Annotated in this window: 16 protein-coding genes; 4 read left to right on the top strand and 12 right to left on the bottom strand. The window is 62.3% G+C overall.

What is annotated here, in order from left to right; translation table 11 throughout:
• The first annotated feature begins 198 nt into the window (after positions 1-198).
• Entirely contained in the window at positions 199-1,731 is a 1,533-nt protein-coding gene (locus AC0L2Z_RS21905; protein ID WP_473629274.1) for an acyl-CoA carboxylase subunit beta, read from the top strand.
• Positions 1,732-1,766: 35 nt separating this feature from the next.
• Here AC0L2Z_RS21905 and AC0L2Z_RS21900 read toward each other — a convergent pair whose 3' ends face one another.
• Entirely contained in the window at positions 1,767-3,770 is a 2,004-nt protein-coding gene (locus tag AC0L2Z_RS21900; RefSeq protein ID WP_473629273.1) for a hypothetical protein, read from the bottom strand.
• The gene (locus AC0L2Z_RS21895; RefSeq protein WP_473629272.1) at positions 3,767-5,299 is read right to left on the bottom strand and encodes an NAD(P)H-hydrate dehydratase; all 1,533 of its coding nucleotides are present in this window, start codon (positions 5,297-5,299) and stop codon (positions 3,767-3,769) included. The genes AC0L2Z_RS21900 and AC0L2Z_RS21895 overlap by 4 nt, the downstream gene beginning before the upstream one ends.
• A gap of 437 nt (positions 5,300-5,736) precedes the next feature.
• Between AC0L2Z_RS21895 and AC0L2Z_RS21890 the strand changes: the two genes are divergently transcribed.
• Together AC0L2Z_RS21890 and glnA are read left to right on the top strand one after the other, a co-directional pair.
• On the top strand, positions 5,737-6,075 hold the full coding sequence (locus tag AC0L2Z_RS21890; RefSeq protein WP_006205430.1) for a P-II family nitrogen regulator: 339 nt from the start codon (positions 5,737-5,739) through the stop codon (positions 6,073-6,075).
• Between the two features lie 54 nt (positions 6,076-6,129).
• Complete coding sequence (glnA, locus tag AC0L2Z_RS21885; RefSeq protein ID WP_023799265.1) at positions 6,130-7,539, top strand: type I glutamate--ammonia ligase; 1,410 nt, start codon at positions 6,130-6,132, stop codon at positions 7,537-7,539.
• A 168-nt stretch (positions 7,540-7,707) separates the two neighbouring features.
• Here the strand turns inward: glnA and AC0L2Z_RS21880 are convergent, their stop codons facing one another.
• Positions 7,708-8,748 carry a glutamine synthetase beta-grasp domain-containing protein gene (locus tag AC0L2Z_RS21880; protein ID WP_473629271.1) on the bottom strand — a complete coding sequence of 347 codons (1,041 nt, stop codon included), beginning with the start codon at positions 8,746-8,748 and terminating at the stop codon, positions 7,708-7,710.
• 317 nt (positions 8,749-9,065) lie between these two features.
• On the opposite strand from AC0L2Z_RS21880, the gene AC0L2Z_RS21875 reads away from it, so the two are divergent.
• On the top strand, positions 9,066-9,260 hold the full coding sequence (locus AC0L2Z_RS21875; RefSeq protein ID WP_473629270.1) for a DUF2735 domain-containing protein: 195 nt from the start codon (positions 9,066-9,068) through the stop codon (positions 9,258-9,260).
• Positions 9,261-9,352: 92 nt separating this feature from the next.
• Here the strand turns inward: AC0L2Z_RS21875 and AC0L2Z_RS21870 are convergent, their stop codons facing one another.
• From AC0L2Z_RS21870 to AC0L2Z_RS21830, 9 genes are all read right to left on the bottom strand, one after another.
• Entirely contained in the window at positions 9,353-11,242 is a 1,890-nt protein-coding gene (locus AC0L2Z_RS21870; protein WP_473629269.1) for an MFS transporter, read from the bottom strand.
• Positions 11,243-11,503: 261 nt separating this feature from the next.
• Entirely contained in the window at positions 11,504-12,295 is a 792-nt protein-coding gene (locus AC0L2Z_RS21865; RefSeq protein ID WP_473629268.1) for an ATP12 family chaperone protein, read from the bottom strand.
• A gap of 11 nt (positions 12,296-12,306) precedes the next feature.
• Positions 12,307-13,221: a DMT family transporter gene (locus AC0L2Z_RS21860; protein ID WP_473629267.1), complete on the bottom strand. Its 915-nt coding sequence runs from the start codon at positions 13,219-13,221 to the stop codon at positions 12,307-12,309.
• An 11-nt stretch (positions 13,222-13,232) separates the two neighbouring features.
• Positions 13,233-14,213: an RluA family pseudouridine synthase gene (locus AC0L2Z_RS21855; RefSeq protein WP_091591186.1), complete on the bottom strand. Its 981-nt coding sequence runs from the start codon at positions 14,211-14,213 to the stop codon at positions 13,233-13,235.
• 133 nt (positions 14,214-14,346) lie between these two features.
• Complete coding sequence (crcB, locus tag AC0L2Z_RS21850) at positions 14,347-14,724, bottom strand: fluoride efflux transporter CrcB (RefSeq protein ID WP_029352249.1); 378 nt, start codon at positions 14,722-14,724, stop codon at positions 14,347-14,349.
• Positions 14,725-14,791: 67 nt separating this feature from the next.
• The gene (locus AC0L2Z_RS21845; protein WP_473629266.1) at positions 14,792-16,102 is read right to left on the bottom strand and encodes a replication-associated recombination protein A; all 1,311 of its coding nucleotides are present in this window, start codon (positions 16,100-16,102) and stop codon (positions 14,792-14,794) included.
• A gap of 51 nt (positions 16,103-16,153) precedes the next feature.
• Positions 16,154-17,641 (bottom strand): DegQ family serine endoprotease, encoded by a 1,488-nt coding sequence (locus AC0L2Z_RS21840; protein WP_473629265.1) that lies wholly within the window; start codon positions 17,639-17,641, stop codon positions 16,154-16,156.
• A gap of 195 nt (positions 17,642-17,836) precedes the next feature.
• Entirely contained in the window at positions 17,837-18,268 is a 432-nt protein-coding gene (gene rplQ / locus AC0L2Z_RS21835; RefSeq protein WP_023799277.1) for a 50S ribosomal protein L17, read from the bottom strand.
• 144 nt (positions 18,269-18,412) lie between these two features.
• Complete coding sequence (locus AC0L2Z_RS21830; protein WP_023799278.1) at positions 18,413-19,423, bottom strand: DNA-directed RNA polymerase subunit alpha; 1,011 nt, start codon at positions 19,421-19,423, stop codon at positions 18,413-18,415.
• Between the last annotated feature and the right edge of the window lie 153 nt (positions 19,424-19,576).

The following is a 19,576-nucleotide window of genomic DNA, read 5'->3' as shown; positions in this document are numbered from 1 at the left end:
GAGCGAAACGGGGGAGCATGGAAAGCGAGAGCGGTTGGTAAGCCGCACCTAACAGACGGCCAGCTATGCCCGCCAGCGTATCGAGATCGGCGGCGAAAGCACGCCAGCGTTGCGAAAACAAAGCAGGCCGAAAAGCGGCGCTTGCGCTCGCTTACCGCGATGATTACCACAAATCAGCTTCTATTTGGGGACCGAGCGATGAAGGACGTGCTGAAGGAACTCGAGCGCCGCCGCGCCATGGCGCGCATGGGCGGCGGCAAGTCCCGTATCGACGCTCAGCACAAGAAGGGCAAACTCACCGCGCGCGAACGCATCGACGTCTTTCTCGACGAAGGCTCGTTCGAGGAGTTCGACATGTATGTCGAGCATCGCTCGACCGATTTCGGCATGGAGAAGACCAAGATCGCCGGCGACGGCGTCGTCACCGGTTGGGGCACCGTCAATGGCCGGCCGGTCTATGTCTTTGCCAAGGACTTTACCGTGTTCGGCGGCTCGCTGTCCGAGGCCCACGCCGAAAAGGTGGTCAAGGTGCAGGAGATGGCGCTGCGCAACCGCGCGCCGATCATCGGCCTCTACGACGCCGGCGGCGCCCGCATCCAGGAAGGCGTGGCAGCACTTGGCGGCTATGCCGAGATATTCCAGCGCAATGTGCTCGCCTCCGGCGTCATCCCGCAGATTTCAGTGATCATGGGCCCTTGCGCCGGCGGCGACGTCTATTCGCCGGCGATGACCGACTTCATCTTCATGGTGCGCGGCACCTCCTATATGTTCGTCACCGGGCCGGACGTGGTGAAGACCGTCACCAACGAGACGGTAACCGCCGAGAGCCTCGGCGGCGCCTTGGTCCACACGACGAAGTCGTCGATCGCCGATGGCGCTTACGACAATGACGTCGAGGCGCTGCTGCAGATGCGCCGGCTGGTCGATCTGCTGCCTGCCTCCAACACGGCTGAAATCCCCGAGATCGAATGTTATCAGTCGGTCACCGATGACGATCTGTCGCTCGACCGACTGATCCCCGATAACGCCAATAAACCTTACGACATCAAGGAGTTGATCCTTAAAGTTGCCGATGAGGGTGACTTCTTCGAGATCCAGCAGGATTTTGCAAAAAACATCGTAACCGGCTTCGGGCGCGTCGAAGGGCGCACGGTCGGCTTCGTCGCCAACCAGCCGATGGTGCTGGCCGGCGTGCTCGATTCGGACGCCAGCCGCAAAGCGGCGCGGTTCGTACGCTTCTGCGACTGTTTTTCGATTCCGATCGTCACCTTCGTCGACGTTCCAGGGTTCCTGCCCGGCACCGCGCAGGAATATGGCGGGCTGATCAAGCACGGCGCCAAGCTCTTGTTCGCCTATGCCGAAGCGACCGTCCCGAAGATCACCGTCATCACACGAAAAGCCTATGGCGGCGCTTATGACGTGATGGCGTCGAAGCATCTGCGCGGCGACATGAACTATGCCTGGCCGACGGCTCAAATCGCAGTGATGGGCGCCAGGGGCGCGGTCGAGATCATCTATCGCAAGGACATCGGCGATGCTGAGAAGATCGCAGCACATACAAAGGCTTACGAGGATCGCTTCCTGTCGCCCTTCGTCGCCGCCGAGCGCGGCTATGTCGACGAGGTGATCATGCCGCATTCGACCCGCCGCCGCATTGCGCGTGCGCTGCGCATGCTGCGCAACAAGGACATGCAAAACCCCTGGAAGAAGCACGACAACATTCCGTTGTGAGGCGCTGATGTCGCGAAAGCGACCACAGCAAAAGCTCACTCCGCTTCCGCGGCGCCGAACCCTGCGCCCATCGTCGCGCGGACGGCGCCCGACCACGGCGTGGCATGATTGTCGATGCGCATCTGGAAGATAAAATAGGTCGGCGAGCAGAAGCCGACACCTTTCACCTTGCCGATACCAGGCGTGTCGGGCGGCAGCGATTGGCACATGTAATCTTCGCGGCAGAAATGATCGGCCGAGCAAGCCGGCCGGTTGCCGCGATTGACGGCGCCGCCCAAGCACTGGTCGAAATTATTGGTCGCCACGCAGATGTCGAATTTTTTACCGCCGACCAGCCCGCAGATCTCGTTCGGCATCGGCTTGCCCGGCTTGAAGCCGGCAAAGGCACGGTCCTTGTCATGGCATCCGCGATAGGCGATGCCGGCCGGCACACCGATCTTCGGCGGCCGGCAGGTGTAGGCGGTGCGCGACATGTCGGTGGCGAAGGCGGCGAACTGGCCGGTAATGCTGTAGCGGTCATTGAAAGGCTGCGTGCCGTTGCTGGCGATCGAGCCGGTCAGGCATGGATGGCCGGAAAACATCTTTTCGCTGTCCTTGGGCAGCAGGCATTGCGCCAGTTTCGTCCGCACCCCCGATGCCGTCGCCAGCGCCGTGCAGACGGTGCCGCCGCCGCATTGCCAGGTCGTGCCGAAGCGGGCCGCATCCTCCGGCATCAAACACGGCATCGCCATCTCGGCCGGTGCGTAAGCGACCTCGCGGGCGTCTTTCCATGCGGCCGGCGGCGCGAAGGACAGCGGGCGGAGGCGGTTCGGCTCCTTGCCGTCGGCGGTCGCACGCAGCCAGGCTTCGCGCCGCGGCATCTCGGCATGAAGATGCGGCGAGATGCCGACCTCGATGCGGTTCAGCGGCGATGTCGTCTTGTCGTCGAGGCCGATGAAATGGAAACCGGCGGTCGAACCAGCCTGATGACAACCCTGGCAGGCGCCATTGTCGAGCCGCTCGACCAGCGCTTCCGGCGTGCGCAGCAGCTTCAGCGCGGAATAGTCCAGCCCGGAAAAATCCGAGGGCTGGAACAGCGGCGTGAACGGGTGATTGGCCTGCCTTGCGCTGCCGAAAGTCGACCACGAGACGACTTTCTTGGCCAGGAATTCATCCGGGATTTCGTAGACGCCGAGATCGACCGCCGCGAGATTGGCGCTGATATAGTCGGCAAGTTTTGCTTTCAGCGCGGCGTCGTCGGCAAGCCGCGCTAGGTCGGGCGTGTTTTCCAGCGGCTTTTCGCTGACCGTCTTTCCATCGACGCCAAAAATCCGCATGAGGTAGGCAGCCTGGCCGCCGAATTCGGTCTCCTGGCCGGAGGGAAAGCGCACCATTTGTGCGTTGAGCTCGAGCTGCTTGAAGCTCAGCCCGGCCCTTTCAAGCGGCCCGCCGATGAGCCAGCCGATATCGACGGTCTCGTCGAGCTGCGGCGTCCAGCGTCCGGCAACGCCGACGCAGCCGCCATCGGCGTCCGGCGCGGCGCTATAGATGGCATTGAAATTGAACGGCAAGCGTGAGGCCAGAACCTTGCCGTTTTTCTTGAAGCTGTAGGCAAGGCGGTAGATGAAACGGACCTCGCCGCAGCCCCCATCGCCTCCTATTTCGGCGAAATCACGCCGATCGAGCCGGTTGACGACACCGACCAGCCGAAAGCGCGCGGCGTCGGTCTTCAGCCAGCGCATGTCGATGATGCGGCCGACATTGCCGTCGGTGACTTCGTAGAGCGACCGCCCGCCAGCCTTCATCTCGGCGCGCAGCGCGGCGACATCGCCGGCAATCGTTTCGATGATCCGATGATAGGCCGGCGCCCTGTCGTAGAGCGTCTTCAGGTCGCCCTTGCCGTCGATATCGAAAATGCCGGCGAAATCAAAACCCCTGGTGTCGAGAGCGGCCAGCACGGCCGGATCGTCGACGATCATCACCGGACCTTCGGCGCGCGCCAGGCTGGCCAAGAAAAAATTGGCGAGAATCACGGCGATCAGGGCGAGCCGACGGTTCATTCAGCGGTCATCCTGTTGCGATTTTCGGCAAGCTCGCGCAGCACCGGCACCAGCGCCAGCGGCAAGTCTTCAGCGATCAGCCCAGGTCCGAAACGGCTGCCGGCCTCAGCATGAATCCAGGCCGCCGCGCAGGCGGCTTCGAAAGCCGGCATGCCTTGTGCCAGGAGGCCGGCGATGATGCCCGACAGCACGTCGCCCGAACCGGCGGTGGCCAGCCATGGCGCGCCGTTGCCGTTGATCGCCGCCCTGCCATCGGGCGCCGCGATCACCGTGTCCGCGCCCTTGTAGACGACGATGGCGCCGGCGCGCGCGGCGGCAGTGCGCGCCTTGGCCAGCTTGGACAGGGTCTTGTCTCCGGCGATGTCCGCAAACAGCCTGGCGAATTCGCCCTCATGCGGCGTCAGCACCAATGCTGGCGCGTTCGGGCGACGGGCGGCGACGAACAGAACGTCGGGCTTATCGCGAAACGCGGTGATGCCATCGGCATCGAGCACCAGCCCGTCGACCTTGCCGTCTTGCCGGTCTCCGGCGGCCAGCACGCCGAGGGCAAAATCGCGTGTTTTTTCGCCGACGCCAAATCCGGGTCCGAGGACGAACGCCGATGGCCGGCGGCCGTCGATGAATTCCTGCACGTCCGCGATGCTGTCGGCCTTTTTCAGCATGATCGAAGTCAGATGCGCGGCATTCACCTGCACGGCGTTCGCCGGCGACAGCACGGTCACCGCCCCTGCCCCGCTTCTGGCCGCGGCAAGCGCCGATAGCCGTGCGGCACCCGTCGCCGATGGCCCGCCGGAAAAGACGCCGACATGGCCGCGCCTGTATTTATGCGCGTCGACGGCTGGGATCGGGAAATTTTCGAGCCAAAGCGGCGGGATGTTCTCGAAGGTGAGCGGTTCAAGCTGCGCAACGATATCGTCGCTAATGCCGATGTCGGCAAGCACCAGCTCGCCGCACATCCCGCGCCCCGGCAACAGCAGATGGCCGGGCTTTTTTCGCGCGAATGTTACCGTGAATTGGGCGCGGAATGCCTGGCCGAGAATCTGGCCACTGTCGCCTGACACGCCTGAGGGCAGATCGACCGCGACGACAGGCAGGTTCAGTTCTGTCGCGATCTCGACCGCCCTGGCGGCATCACCGGACAGCGGCTTGGACAGCCCCGCCCCATAAAGTGCATCGACCAGGATCGAACCTTTATCGGCAGCAAATTCCGACAGCGGCCGTGGACTGACCCGGCATTCCGACGCGGCGAGCGCCGCGTCGCTGCCGGCTTTGGGCGAGCCGGATGCCCACAGCAACACGTCGACGGCGCTGTCCCTTAGAATGCGGGCGACGACATAGCCATCGCCGCCATTGTTGCCAGGCCCGCACAGCACGTGGACGCGCCTGGCAGCCGGAAAATGGGCGAGCACCACCGCAGCGACTGCGCCACCTGCATTGCGCATCAGGACAATGCCGTCGAATGGTCCGGCGGAAATCGTCAGCCGGTCGGCCTCAGCCATTTCGGCCGGAGACAGAATTTCATTGCTCATGGATGCCGATCCGCATTGGCTCAAGCCGATCCTGTGGTCAAACCCCTATCCTTGTGGTCAAACCCCGATCCCTGTGGTCAAACCCCGATCCCTGTGGTCAAACATTGTCCAGTTTTCGGTTCGAAGCAAACGGCGATGAAATGGCACGATCTGTAAGCACATCGTTAGGGACAATGGCGTCCTCGAAGCACAATTGCCCGCGAAATGCTCTATCTGCCCAATTATTGTGCGGACGGTAGCGTCGACAATGTGTAGGTTCCCAGTATCCATGACGCAGCCAATGCAGCGAATGACGCGAATTTAGCCCTCAACGCGGCATGGCATCGAAATCGCGTGATACCGCTTCGAATCCCCTCAAATTGGCACAGTTCGTGCTTGAAAGAGGCGCAAGCGGGGCTCACAACCCGTCTTTTTTGACAGTGGAGGCCACTTTTTACATGAAAAAGATCGAAGCGATCATCAAGCCGTTCAAGTTAGACGAAGTGAAGGAAGCGCTTCAGGAGGCCGGGCTGCAGGGCATCACCGTAACGGAGGCCAAGGGTTTTGGCCGGCAGAAGGGCCATACTGAACTCTATCGCGGCGCTGAATATGTCGTGGATTTTCTGCCCAAGGTGAAGATCGAGGTCGTGCTCGGCGACGACGCGGTCGAAGGCGCGATCGAAGCCATTCGCAAGGCGGCCCAGACCGGCCGCATCGGCGACGGCAAGATCTTCGTCTCCAACATCGAGGAAGTCGTGCGCATCCGCACCGGCGAAACAGGGATGGACGCGGTCTGAGGATTCTGATTTCAGATCATCTCCTCGAAACGTCATCAGACAGGGAAACATGACATGACGACAGCCAAAGACATCATGAAGCAGATCAAGGACAACGACGTGAAATTCGTTGACCTGCGCTTCACAGATCCGAAGGGCAAGCTGCAGCACGTGACGATGGATGTCGTTGAGGTCGAGGAAGACATGTTTGCCGACGGCGTTATGTTCGACGGGTCCTCCATCGCCGGCTGGAAGGCGATCAACGAGTCCGACATGGTGCTGATGCCCGACACCGAGACGGTGCATATGGACCCGTTCTTCGCGCAGTCTACCATGGTCATCCTGTGCGATATCCTCGATCCGATCTCCGGAGAATCCTACAACCGCGACCCGCGCGGCACCGCCAAGAAAGCTGAAGCCTATATGAAGGCGGAAGGCATCGGCGATCAGATCTTCGTCGGCCCGGAAGCCGAGTTCTTCGTGTTCGACGACGTCAAGTACAAGGCCGATCCGTACAACACCGGCTTCAAGCTCGACTCCACCGAATTGCCGTCCAACGACGACACTGACTACGAGACCGGCAATCTGGGCCACCGCCCGCGCATCAAGGGCGGCTATTTCCCGGTGCCGCCGATCGACTCGGCGCAGGACATGCGCTCCGAAATGCTGACCGTGCTCGCCGAAATGGGCGTGCGTGTCGAAAAGCACCACCACGAAGTGGCCGCTGCCCAGCACGAGCTCGGCATCAAGTTCGACACGCTGGTCCGCAACGCCGACAAGATGCTGATCTACAAGTATGTCGTGCACCAGGTCGCCAACGCCTACGGCAAGACGGCCACCTTCATGCCGAAGCCGGTCTTCGGCGACAACGGCTCGGGCATGCACGTCCACCAGTCGATCTGGAAGGGCGGCAAGCCGACCTTCGCCGGCAATGAATATGCCGGCCTCTCGGAGAGCTGCCTGTTCTACATCGGCGGCATCATCAAGCATGCCAAGGCCATCAATGCCTTCACCAACCCGCTAACCAACTCCTACAAGCGCCTGGTGCCGGGCTATGAAGCGCCGGTGCTGCTCGCCTATTCGGCCCGCAACCGCTCTGCCTCCTGCCGCATTCCATTCGGCTCGTCGCCGAAGTCCAAGCGCGTCGAGGTCCGCTTCCCCGATCCGGGCGCCAACCCCTACCTCGCCTTTGCCGCCATGCTGATGGCCGGGCTCGACGGCATCAAGAACAAGATCCACCCGGGACAGCCGATGGACAAGGATCTCTACGACCTGCCGCCTAAGGAACTGAAGAAGATCCCGACCGTCTGTGGTTCGCTGCGCGAAGCGCTGCAGAGCCTCGACAAGGACCGCGGCTTCCTGAAGGCCGGCGGCGTCTTCGACGACGACCAGATCGACAGCTACATCGAGCTCAAGATGGCCGAAGTGATGCGCTTCGAAATGACCCCGCACCCGGTCGAGTATGACATGTATTACTCGGTCTGAGCGGACGAGCTAAGCGACAAACAAAACCCCGCCGGAGCGATCCGGCGGGGTTTTTGTTTGGGATGGCGAACACTCAATCCAGCAGTTGGTGTTGTCGCCCTGACAAAAGGCCGACGCGACGGAGAGCAGTCACGGCGCAGACACTCAGTTCCGCGCCGTGACGCGTGCTCAAGCGGCAGCCGAAACCTCGGCGCTGGTCGGGACGGAGGCGATCGTCTTCAGGATCTGCGAAGCGATCTGGTAGGGGTCGCCCTGCGAGTTCGGGCGGCGATCCTCGAGATAGCCCTTGTAGCCATTGTTGATGAAGGAATGCGGCACGCGGATCGAGGCGCCGCGGTCGGCGATGCCATAGCTGAACCTGTTCCATGGCGCGGTCTCATGCTTGCCGGTCAGACGCTTGTCGTTGTCCGGCCCGTAGACGGCGATGTGATCCATCAGGTTCTTGTCGAAGGCGGCCATCAGCGCCTCGAAATAGTCCTTGCCGCCGACTTCGCGCATATAAGCGGTCGAGAAGTTGGCGTGCATGCCGGAACCATTCCAGTCGGTGTCGCCGAGCGGCTTGCAGTGGTATTCGATATCGATGCCGTATTTCTCGGTGAGGCGCTGCATCAGGTAGCGGGCCATCCACATCTGGTCGGCGGCCTTTTTCGAGCCCTTGCCGAAGATTTGGAACTCCCATTGGCCCTTGGCCACCTCGGCGTTGATGCCTTCATGGTTGATGCCGGCGGCAAGGCAGAGGTTGAGATGCTCCTCGACGATCTGCCTGGCGACGCTGCCGACGTTGCTGTAGCCGACGCCGGTGTAGTACGGGCCTTGCGGCGCGGGGTAGCCGCTCTCGGGGAAGCCGAGCGGGCGGCCATCCTTGTAGAAGAAATACTCCTGCTCGAAGCCGAACCAGGCGCCCTCGTCGTCGAGGATGGTGGCGCGCTTGTTGGATGCATGCGGCGTCACGCCGTCCGGCATCATGACTTCGCACATGACGAGCACGCCATTGCTGCGCGCGGGGTCGGGATAGATGGCGACCGGCTTCAGCACGCAGTCGGACGAGTGGCCTTCGGCCTGCATGGTCGAGGAACCGTCGAAGCCCCACAACGGAAGCTGGTCGAGCGTCGGGAATTCGGCATATTCCTTGATCTGCGTCTTTCCACGAAGGTTGGGAACCGGGGTGTATCCATCGAGCCAAATGTACTCGAGCTTGTATTTCGTCATTCTAGCCTCTCGTTGCTTTGATCACCGAACCTTGGACGGCGCCGGCATGCCAGCCACCCTGCAGCCGACCTGCCGGATTATCAGAAAGCAATTCGTGTGCCATTTTCACCGGCCAAGGATGCGACAAAACTGACGCCGCATCCCGACAAATCCGCTGCCGCGTAATCGCAATGCGTCCGGATCAATCACAAGCATGTTCTGCATAAATAACAGGCAGATACTGATCTTTTTATAATCATATTGCCTAACCGGATTGCAGAACCTATCTTCGGGAAAGATTGAATCGGCAAGGCTCTGCAGAAGAAGGGAGACCGACAATGGAAATCACTCCTACCCGTCAGTCGGCCAAAATCCTGATGTTCCCGGTGGCAGCGCGCGCTTCTGCCTCAAATTTAAGCGGAAAGGCTAAGTTCGCGGCAGAACTTGCTTCATTGCGCAACCGTACGGATTTCGGAAACGGCTGGTATCACGAAGCGGCCATCGAGGAAGAAAAACAGGACCGGAAGAGCTAAACCATTCCTCCGCATCGCTTTTGACGAATTGCAAAGCAAAGCCCGGCGCGATCACTCGCGCCGGGCTTTTCATTTTTGCTGTCAGGCGAGGATCAGGTCTTGGCGTGCAAGTCCGTTCCCAGCGTATCCCTAACAAAGATCGTACCGATGATCAGCGACATCGCCGCGATCACCACCGGATACCAGAGGCCGTAATAGATATCGCCGCTGTAGGCGCTGAGCGCGAACACCGTCGCCGGCAGCAGGCCGCCGAACCAGCCATTGCCGATGTGATAGGGCAACGACATGCCGGTATAGCGGATGCGGGTCGGGAACATTTCGACCAGGATCGCGGCGATCGGTCCGTAGACCATGGTCACGTAAATGACCAGGATGAACAGGACGCCGATGACCTTTGCCCAGCTGACCTGTTCAGGGTCGGCAAACATCGCAAAGGCGCCTGCCGCCGGGACGCTGTAGACCGTGATCTCGGGCGCTCCCGCCGCGGCCTCAACGGCCGTCAGCAGCTTGTCCTTGATCGCCTTGTCGGCCGCAACCGTCGTCTTGTCGCCGGCGCGGATTGCGGCGGCGTCGAGCTTCAGCTCCGGATTGGCCGCGACGAAGGCTTCAAGCTTCTGGTCTGCGACCTTGGCCGCACCACGCTTCAACGGATAGCCGCCGTCCCGCAAGGCAATGTTGATTGCCTTCTTGAACGCGGCATCGCTTGAAGTTGCCTTGTCTGCGGCTGCCACGGCGTCATAGGACGCCACCGTTGCGGTGCCGATCTTGACACTGGCCGCGGTCCCCGGCGCCGCCGTGGTGACGATGTCATAGGGCACCGAGCTCTTGGCAAGGAAATCCGTCGCAATATCGCACGACGTCAGAGGCTTGCGCGTTCCGGTCGGATTGAACTGGAACTTGCAGTCGCCAGGCGCAGCGGTGATCGTGGCACGGGTGTTTTGCTGCGCGGTGGCGAGCGCCGGGTTGGCTGCCCAGGTCAGCGCCTTGAACAGCGGGAAGGTGGTGACGATCGCCAGCGCCAGGCCAGCCATGATGATCGGCTTGCGGCCGATCTTGTCGGAGAGCCAGCCGAACACGACGAAGAAGATCGTGCCGAGCGCCAGCGCGATGGCGATCATGATGTTGACCGACTGGCCGTCGACCTTGAGCACGTTCTGCAGGAAAAACAGCGCGTAGAATTGGCCGTTGTACCAAACCACGGCCTGGCCGGCAGTAAGGCCGAAAAGCGCCAAAATGGCGATCTTGGCATTCTTCCACTGTCCGAAGGCTTCTGTAAGCGGCGCCTTGGAGCCCTTGCCCTCATCCTTCATGCGCTGGAAGGTCGGCGATTCAGCAAGCGACAGGCGAATCCAGACCGATATGCCGAGCAGAATGGCTGAGAGCAGGAATGGAACGCGCCAGCCCCAGGCCTCGAAATCCTCCTTGCTCAGCGAATTTTGCACGATAAGGATGACGACCAGCGACAGGAACAGGCCAAGTGTCGCCGTCGTCTGGATCCACGATGTGTAGAAGCCGCGGCGGTCGTCTGGCGCATGCTCGGCCACATAGGTCGCCGCACCGCCATATTCACCGCCGAGCGCCAGGCCCTGCAGCATGCGCAGCGCAATCAGGATAATGGGTGCTGCAATGCCCCAGCTTGCCGAACCAGGCAGCAGGCCGACCAGGAAAGTCGACAGGCCCATGATCATGATGGTGACGAGAAAGGTGTATTTGCGACCTACGAGATCACCGATGCGGCCAAACACCAGCGCGCCGAACGGGCGCACGAGGAAGCCAGCGGCGAAAACCAGCAGCGTAAAGATGTTGCGCGTCGCTTCCGGATACGAGTTGAAGAATGTCGAGCCGATCGCCGCCGCCAATGCGCCGTAGAGATAGAAATCGTACCATTCGAAAACGGTGCCGAGCGAGGAAGCGAAGATGACCTTCTTCTCTTCCCGCGTCATTCCGCGGCTTGCTCTGCCGGCGGTCGCTGCCATTGCCATGAATTCGTCCTCCCGTGACATCTCGCTGTGCTTGATGCTGCGCGGTGTCGCCTCTGGACACGAACTCGGGCAGCCATCGCCGCGAGAAGTGACAGAAAGCGCCGCCCAGAGGCAGCCCGTCTTTGGGATTATGACTTTGGTCCAATGCATCGGCCCGAACATCGGAATCGATGTTCGGAAAGCACGATGCATAGTGCGCCCGACTGGACGCGCGTCGCTCTGATGGGCAAGACGAAACGAATTGAGGGGGGGCGATTGCCGTCAGCCCTTGAGCGCCTCGAGGAGACCGACGGCGGCCATCATGTCGCGCTTGCGGTGGGCACGGCGGGCGACGGCTTCCGCGTCATGGCCCCAGTGCTCGGCCTGCCAGTCCTCGTCGACATGGCCGGCGGCCCAGGCTGCCTCGCCGTCGATCTCGCCGAAATCGACGGCCAGCGCCAGCAGTGCCGATCCCGTCAGCGACGTCATGACGTGGATGGCGGCAAGCCGGAGCGCGTCGGCACGCTGGGCAAGATGAACGCCGAGCACCGCGATGCTCTCGCGCGGCTGCTCGACATGGATCACCCCTTCGGCGAGGTGAAACCGGGCGCCGAGCGCGCTCCGCGCCCAATCGATGACGGGATCCCAATATTCGTTCTGCCGATCGACGAGCCGTTGGGGGGCGCCGGCGCGATAGCAGAGCAGGTCTGACGAGGCAAAGCGCAGGATGTCTTCCAAAACCGCCTGCGGGTCGCTGGCAACGCCGTCGATGGCCGTGTTGACCAGACGCATGACCGGCATCGTCATCGGGTCGATCGTCTCGCCTTGCGCAGCGAACTCGCCGGCGACCAGAGCGGCGGCTTTTTCGGTCGGCAGGATCAGAAGCGCTTTGCCCGGCGTGCGGACCGGCTTGCCATCGAGATGAACCGCAAAACCAGCTTCGGCCGGTGCGACCGAGACGGTTTGGTAGAAGCGTTTCGGCAGATGCGTCTTCATCTGGATCTGGGCACGGCGTACCGGATCCGGATCGGAAAGCTGCTTTCCCGCTTCGAGGTCGTTGAGAATATCGCGCATGCCGGAGCCTTTCATCCGGGGATCTGTTTTCGGGCCGGCCGATTCACAATGATCAGACCGGCTGCGATGAGGCCGAGTGCCAGGAAAATACGGATGGTCAGCGGCTCGTTCAAGAAGATGGCGCCGCACAGAACGCCGAACACCGGCGAAAGAAAGGTGAAGCTCGACAGGCCCGATGCCGGATAGCGCCGCAGCAGCCAGAACCAGAGCACATAGGTGAAGGCGACGATGTAGACCGCCTGGAAAAGCAAGGCCAAGGTCGGCAAAGCGGCGAAGTCGCGGACGGGCGGCCCGGCGAATGGCAGCACCAAGGCGCCGACCATCGCAGCGCCGGCCAGTTGGTAGAGCAGCAACTTCTCGGCGCTCGTTTCCGCCAATTTCGTCCGCTTGATGACGATGTAGGTCAAGGCCCACAAAATGCCGGCGCCGAGACTGAGCAGATCACCAATCAGGGTCGCACCGTTACCGGCGCTCAACTGGTCGGAGAACACCGCGACCAGGCCGGCGAAAGCGAGCAGAAGGCCGACGAGCCGGCGCGCGGTGATGCGTTCGTTCAGCAGGAAATGCCCGCCGACCAGCACCCAGAACGGCATGGTGTTGACCAGCAAGGTGTTGCGCGCGACGGTCGTCTGTTCGAGCCCGACATAGAGAAACAGGAACTCGAGACCAAAAAGCGCGCCTGCCAGAATGCCGGCGACAAGGGTTCCGTCGCGGGTAAAAAGCGCAATGCCGCGCCAGCGGCACCAGACGAGAACGCACAGCCCGCCGATGACCGACCGCGCGATCGACAGGAAAACGGGATCGTAGCCGGCATAGGAGATCTTGGCGGCGACGTAGTTCAGCCCCCAGGAAAAGGTCAGTCCGACCATGATGGCGGCGGCGGCCATGTCGACCCTGTCGCGGCGGTCGAGCGTATCGGTGGCCATGCCCACTGGACCTAGTCCTCCGCGCTGGCGTCGTCGAAGCCGATCAGGTTCCAGCTCTGGCGCATATGCGGCGGCATCGGTGCGGTGACGTCGATAAAACCCTTGTCGGGATGCGGGATGACGATGCGGCGCGCGTGCAGATGCAAGCGGTTCTGCATGCCGCCGGGAAAATCCCAATTGGTGTCGGCCTCGAAATATTTGGGATCGCCGATGATCGGGCAGCCGATGTGAGCGGCATGGACGCGAAGCTGGTGGGTGCGGCCGGTATAAGGCTCCATCTCCAGCCAGGACAGGGTCTGCGCCGCCTGCTCGACGATCCGGTAATAAGACACCGCGTGGTCGGCGCCCTTTTCGCCATGCTTGGCGACGCGCACGCGGTCGCCGTCGGGCGTCGGTTCCTTGATCAGCCAAGTCGAGATCTTGTCCTCGCGCTTCGGCGGCACGCCCTTGACCAGCGCCCAATAGGTCTTCTTGGTCTCACGCGCCCGGAACGCCTCGGCAAGCTTCATGGCGGCGAGCCTGGTGCGGGCGACGACCAGCACGCCTGACGTGTCGCGGTCGAGCCGGTGCACCAGACGCGGTTTCTCGCCCTTCTGGCTGCGCCAGGCTTCCAGCATGTCGTCGACATTGCGGGTGACGCCTGAGCCACCCTGGACGGCGAGGCCGGCCGGCTTGTTGAAGACAAACACTTTCGGATCTTCATGGATCAGCATCTTGGCCAGAACGTCGGCGTCGCCCTGGTTGCGGATCGAGTGACCGGTGAGCGGGCTCTCGCCCTTCTTGTCCACTTCGAGCGGTGGGATGCGAACCGTCTGGCCCGGCTCGACGCGGGTATCGGCCTTAACCCTGCCGCCATCGACGCGGATCTGGCCGGAGCGCAGCAACTTTTGCAGATGGCCGAAGCCAAGGCCCGGAAAATGGGTCTTGAACCAGCGGTCGAGCCGCATGCCCGCCTCGCCGGCCTCCACCGTGATCTGTTCTACGCCTGCCATTGTCTCGTTTTTACCCGTTTCCAGCGCATGACCTGAAATCGCTCTTCGGAAAGGGTCATGCGCAAATCAAAAAGCTGCAGCGTCCTTGGCGCGCCCTGAGGGGCACGCGGCGCTGCAAGCGGGGGCAATAGCATTAAGGCAGGCTTCTTGCGAGCCAAAGACCCAGAAACAGGGCAATGATCGCGCCAATGAGGCTGGCAAGGGCGTATCCGAACGCCGGCAGCGTCGCGCCGCGCTCCCACAGCGTCGCGAAATCGAGCGAAAAGGCGGAGAACGTGGTGAAGCCGCCGAGGATGCCGGTGGCGACGAACAGCCGAAGCTCGTTCGATCCGCCGTAGCGCCGCGCCAGGGTCGTGATGAACAGGCCCATGGCAAAGGAGCCGACAATGTTGATCGCCATCGTGCCCCAGGGAAAACTCGGGCCGACAAGACGCAATGCGACGAAGTTGGCGACGTGCCGGAGCCCGGCACCAATAGCGCCGCCCGCGGCAACGAGGAGGAGATTGATCATCGCCGTTTACTGCCCTTACAGGGTGGCTCGGTCAATCCCTGCCCCTGAGCGGGAAAGTAGCGCGAGCCTACTTTTTCCGCTCGCCGCGCAGCTTCGCCCAATAGTCGAGCCGCTTCCTGATATCACGCTCGAAACCGCGCTCCGGCGGATCATAGAATTTATGGCGGCCCATCTTTTCCGGAAAATAATCCTGTCCGGAAAAAGCGTCCGGCTCGTCATGGTCGTAACGGTAGCCGGCGCCGTAATCTTCTTCCTTCATCAGCTTGGTCGGCGCGTTGAGGATGTGTTTGGGCGGCAGCAATGAGCCGAACTCCTTAGCCGCCTGTGTGGCGGCCTTGAAGGCGGTGTAGACGGCGTTGGATTTGGGCGCGCTGGCGAGATAGACCGTGGCCTCGGCGAAGGCGAGTTCGCCCTCTGGCGAGCCCAGATAGTCGTAGGCATCCTTGGCGGCATTGGCGACGACCAGCGCCTGCGGGTCTGCCAGCCCGATATCCTCCATCGCCATGCGCACCAGGCGGCGGCCGAGATAGAGCGGATCCTCGCCGGCGTCGAACATGCGGGCGAGATAATAGAGGGCGGCGTCGGGGTCGGAGCCGCGCACCGATTTGTGCAACGCCGAGATCAGATTGTAATGGCCGTCCTGGCCCTTGTCGTAGATCGGCGCGCGGCGCTGGACGATGCGCTGCAGGCCCTCGGCGCCGAACACCTCGCCTGACTTGGCGGCGCGCCAGACCTCTTCTGCCAGCGTCAGCGCCGCACGACCATCGCCATCGCTCATGCGGACGAGCATCGCCCTCGCCTCGTCGTCGAGCGGCAGCGCCCTGCCCTCGGTCTCCTCGGCACGGGCCAGCAGTTTTGCGATGCTGTCCTCACCGAGCGAATGGAAGACCAGCACGCGGGCGCGGGATAGAAGCGCGGCATTCAGTTCGAATGAGGGGTTTTCGGTGGTGGCGCCAACCAACACGACGGTGCCGTCTTCCATGACAGGCAGAAAACTGTCCTGCTGGGCGCGGTTGAAGCGATGGATCTCGTCGACGAAGAGCAGCGTCTGACGGCCGTTGGTGCGGCGCAGCCTCGCCGCCTCGAACACTTTCTTCAGGTCGGCGACTCCGGAAAACACCGCCGATATCTGTTGGAACGCAAGGCTGGTTTCGCCGGCAAGCAGCCGCGCGACCGTGGTCTTGCCCGTCCCGGGCGGCCCCCAGAAGATCATCGAGCCGAGCGAGCCGGAGCCGATCAGCCGCGTCAGCGCGCCGTCGGGTCCGGTCAGATGCTCCTGGCCGACGACCTCGCTGAGGTTCTGCGGGCGCAGCCGGTCGGCCAGCGGCCTGCCGGGCGGCGCCTTTTCCGGTTCATCGACACTGAACAGATCGGCCATGCACGTCTTTTCGTTGGAGCGCGATCTCGTCCGAAGGATCGACGCTCGGGCTCAGTAACGCAACACCTGGCGCAGTATCTGCCCGCCGCGCTCGACGGTAAAGCGCCACCAGCGCGTCTCCTGCATGGCTGCCTGCTCCAGAGTCGCCGCGGTATCGATGGTCAAGCCGTTGACCTCGCGAACGATGTCGCCCGGCTGGAAGCCGAAACCGGCTGCGGGCGAACCGCGATTGATGTCGATCACCGTAACACCCTTGACGTCCGTGCGAATGCCGAGCCGCTGGGCGAGCCGCGGCGACAGTTCCGCAACCTTGGCACCGGAGAACGGGCTGCGACCGCGCAGCGTCACTTCCGCGAGTTTCGCACCTTCCGGCGCACGCTCCAGCGCGATGTCCATCGCCGCTTGCTGGCCTTTGCTCAGAACGGCGAAGCTGGCATTGGTGCCGATCGACAGCGTCGCCATCCGGTAATCCAGCGCCTCGATGCTCTCGACCGGCGTGCCATTGAGCGACAGCACGACGTCACCGGCCTTGAGCCCCGCCTTCGCCGCCGGCCCGGCTTCGTCGATGGACGAAACCAGTGCCCCGGTCGGCGTCTCGAGACCGAGCGATTCGGCGATTTGCGGCGTCACGCGCTCGAATTCGGCGCCGATATAGGGCCGCTCGAAGAAGTCGCGCCCGGCCTTGGCCGCATCGGCAAACGCGCGAACCATATTGGAGGGAATAGCAAAGCCGATGCCGATCGAGCCACCGCTGCGGCTGTAGATCGCCGTGTTGATGCCGACCAATTGGCCACCCATGTTGATCAGCGCACCGCCGGAATTGCCGGGATTGATCGCAGCGTCGGTCTGGATGAAGAAACTGGAATCGGAAACGCCGATGTGGCTGCGGGCAAGTGCCGAAACGATGCCGCTGGTGGTGGTCTGGCCGACACCGAAGGGGTTGCCGATGGCCAACAACAGGTCGCCGACCTCGAGAGCGTCGGAATCGCCGATGGCGACGACCGGAAATGGCTTGTCGGCGGAGATCTTGAGCACGGCGAGGTCAAGCGTCTCGTCCTTGAGCAGCACCTTGCTGTCGAATTCACGCCCGTCCGCGGTGGCGACCTTGACCTGGTCGGCGTCCTTGATGACGTGGAAATTGGTGACCACTATGCCTGTCGGGTCGACCAGCACGCCGGAGCCGAGCGAAGACTGCGCACGCGGCTGCGAACGGCCGAAGAACTCTTCGAAGAACGGATCGCCGTCGAAGGGCGACCTCAGCCTGGCCGTTTGCGAGGCATAGACATTGACCACGGCCGGCGCCGTCTGCTTGACCAGCGGCGCAAACGACAGTTGCATCTCCTCGCGGCCGAACGGCACGCGCTTGTCTGGACCGGAGGTGGCATTTTCGCCTTCGGCGCCGCGCAACATGTCGGTCAGCACGTCGGACAGACCGGGATTGGCCTTGGTGTCCTGAGCCAGCGCCTGCCTGGCGGCCGGCGCGACTGCCGCCGCCATCAAGGCGCAGAGCAGAACAAGGGACAGCCGTTTTACGCGCATTCCGAATCCTCCGGGGTCGGGCGCCATTGTCCCGACGATTGTGCAAAATGAAAGGCTAAGTCGATGTAATCGAATTATTCTCGAGGAAAAGACATGGGCTTAAGTCAAGACAGTCCCCGCAATGCTCCCTACCGCTGCCAGAATGCACAAAAGGGCCCGCAGGCCCTTTTGAACTCCTTGAGGGAAAACCGAAGCTTATGCGGCTGCGGCTTCCTCGTCGGTGCCTTCTGCCTCGATGCGGGCACGGTCGCCGGCGCCCTTGGCCGAGGTGTCGCGATCGACGAACTCGATGACCGCCATGGCGGCATTGTCGCCGTGGCGGAAGCCCGCCTTCATGATGCGCAGATAGCCGCCGTTGCGGGTGGCGTAGCGCGGCGCGATCGTGTCGAACAGGCGCTTGACGACGCCTTCATTGCCGATCTGGGCAATCACCTGGCGGCGGGCATGCAGGTCGCCGCGCTTGCCGAGCGTCACCAGCTTCTCGACGATCGGACGCAGATCCTTCGCCTTCGGCAAGGTGGTGAGGATCTGCTCATGCTCGATGAGCGACACGGCAAGATTGGCAAACATCGACTTGCGGTGGCTTATGCTGCGGGCGAACCGGCGGCCTTTAAATCCGTGGCGCATGGCTCTTCTCCTGGTGTTGTGGGCGGTTGGCCCGGCTGTTTCGTTTTGTGAATGGTCAATAGTGAATGGTGAATGGAAGGGCTCTACCTCTCCGAAGTCGCCGACCGACGACCATTCACCATTTCACCATTCTCAATTCACCGGTCAGTATTGATCTTCGTAACGCTTGGCGAGGTCTTCGATGTTTTCCGGCGGCCAATCCGGCACTTCCATGCCGAGGTGCAGGCCCATCGCCGCCAGGACTTCCTTGATCTCGTTCAGCGACTTGCGGCCGAAGTTCGGGGTGCGCAGCATCTCGGCTTCGGTCTTCTGGATCAAGTCGCCGATATAGACGATGTTGTCGTTCTTCAGGCAGTTGGCCGAACGCACCGAAAGCTCGAGTTCGTCGACCTTCTTGAGCAGCGCCGGGTTGAAGGCAAGCTCGGTCACCTGCTCGGCGGCGACTTCCTTCTGCGGCTCGTCGAAATTGACGAACAGGCCAAGCTGGTCCTGCAGGATGCGGGCGGCGAAAGCCACCGCGTCCTCGCCCGAGATCGAACCGTCGGTGTCGATCGTCATGGTCAGCTTGTCGTAGTCGAGAACCTGGCCCTCGCGGGTGTTCTCGACCTTGTAGGAGACCTTCTTGACCGGCGAGTAGAGGCTGTCGACCGGGATGAGGCCGATCGGCGCGTCTTCGGCGCGATTGCGGTCGGCCGGAACGTAGCCCTTGCCGGTATCGACGGTGAACTCCATGCGGATTTCTGCGCCCTCGTCCAGCGTGCAGATGACGTGGTCGGGATTGAGGATCTCGACGTCGCCGACCGTCTGGATGTCGCCGGCCAGAACAGCGCCCGGTCCCTGCTTGCGCACGACCATGCGCTTGGGGCCGTCGCCTTCCATGCGGATGGCGATTTCCTTGATATTCAAGACGATATCGGTCACGTCCTCGCGCACGCCGGCGATGGACGAGAATTCATGCAGAACGCCGTCGATCTGCACGGCGGTCACCGCCGCGCCACGCAGCGAAGACAGAAGCACGCGACGCAGCGCGTTGCCGAGGGTCAGGCCAAAGCCGCGCTCGAGCGGCTCGGCGACCAGCGTGGTCAGCGTCTTCTTCTTCGAAGAGAACTCGATCTTGTTCGGCTTGATCAGTTCCTGCCAATTTTTCTGGATCATGATGCTTTCCTTCCGTTGACCCGCCACCATCCAATCGTGGCGGGCGACCTGGAATGCCGTGGAGGAACGCTCCTGGCGTTCGCGCGGCGTTCGGTAATTTTTTCCCTAAAGCGCGTAGCGCTTCAGGTCTCTGTTCTTACGCCTGTCGTTGCC

This window comes from Mesorhizobium sp. WSM4850 (assembly GCF_055811735.1).
This window is presented reverse-complemented; position numbering and strand designations above follow the sequence as displayed.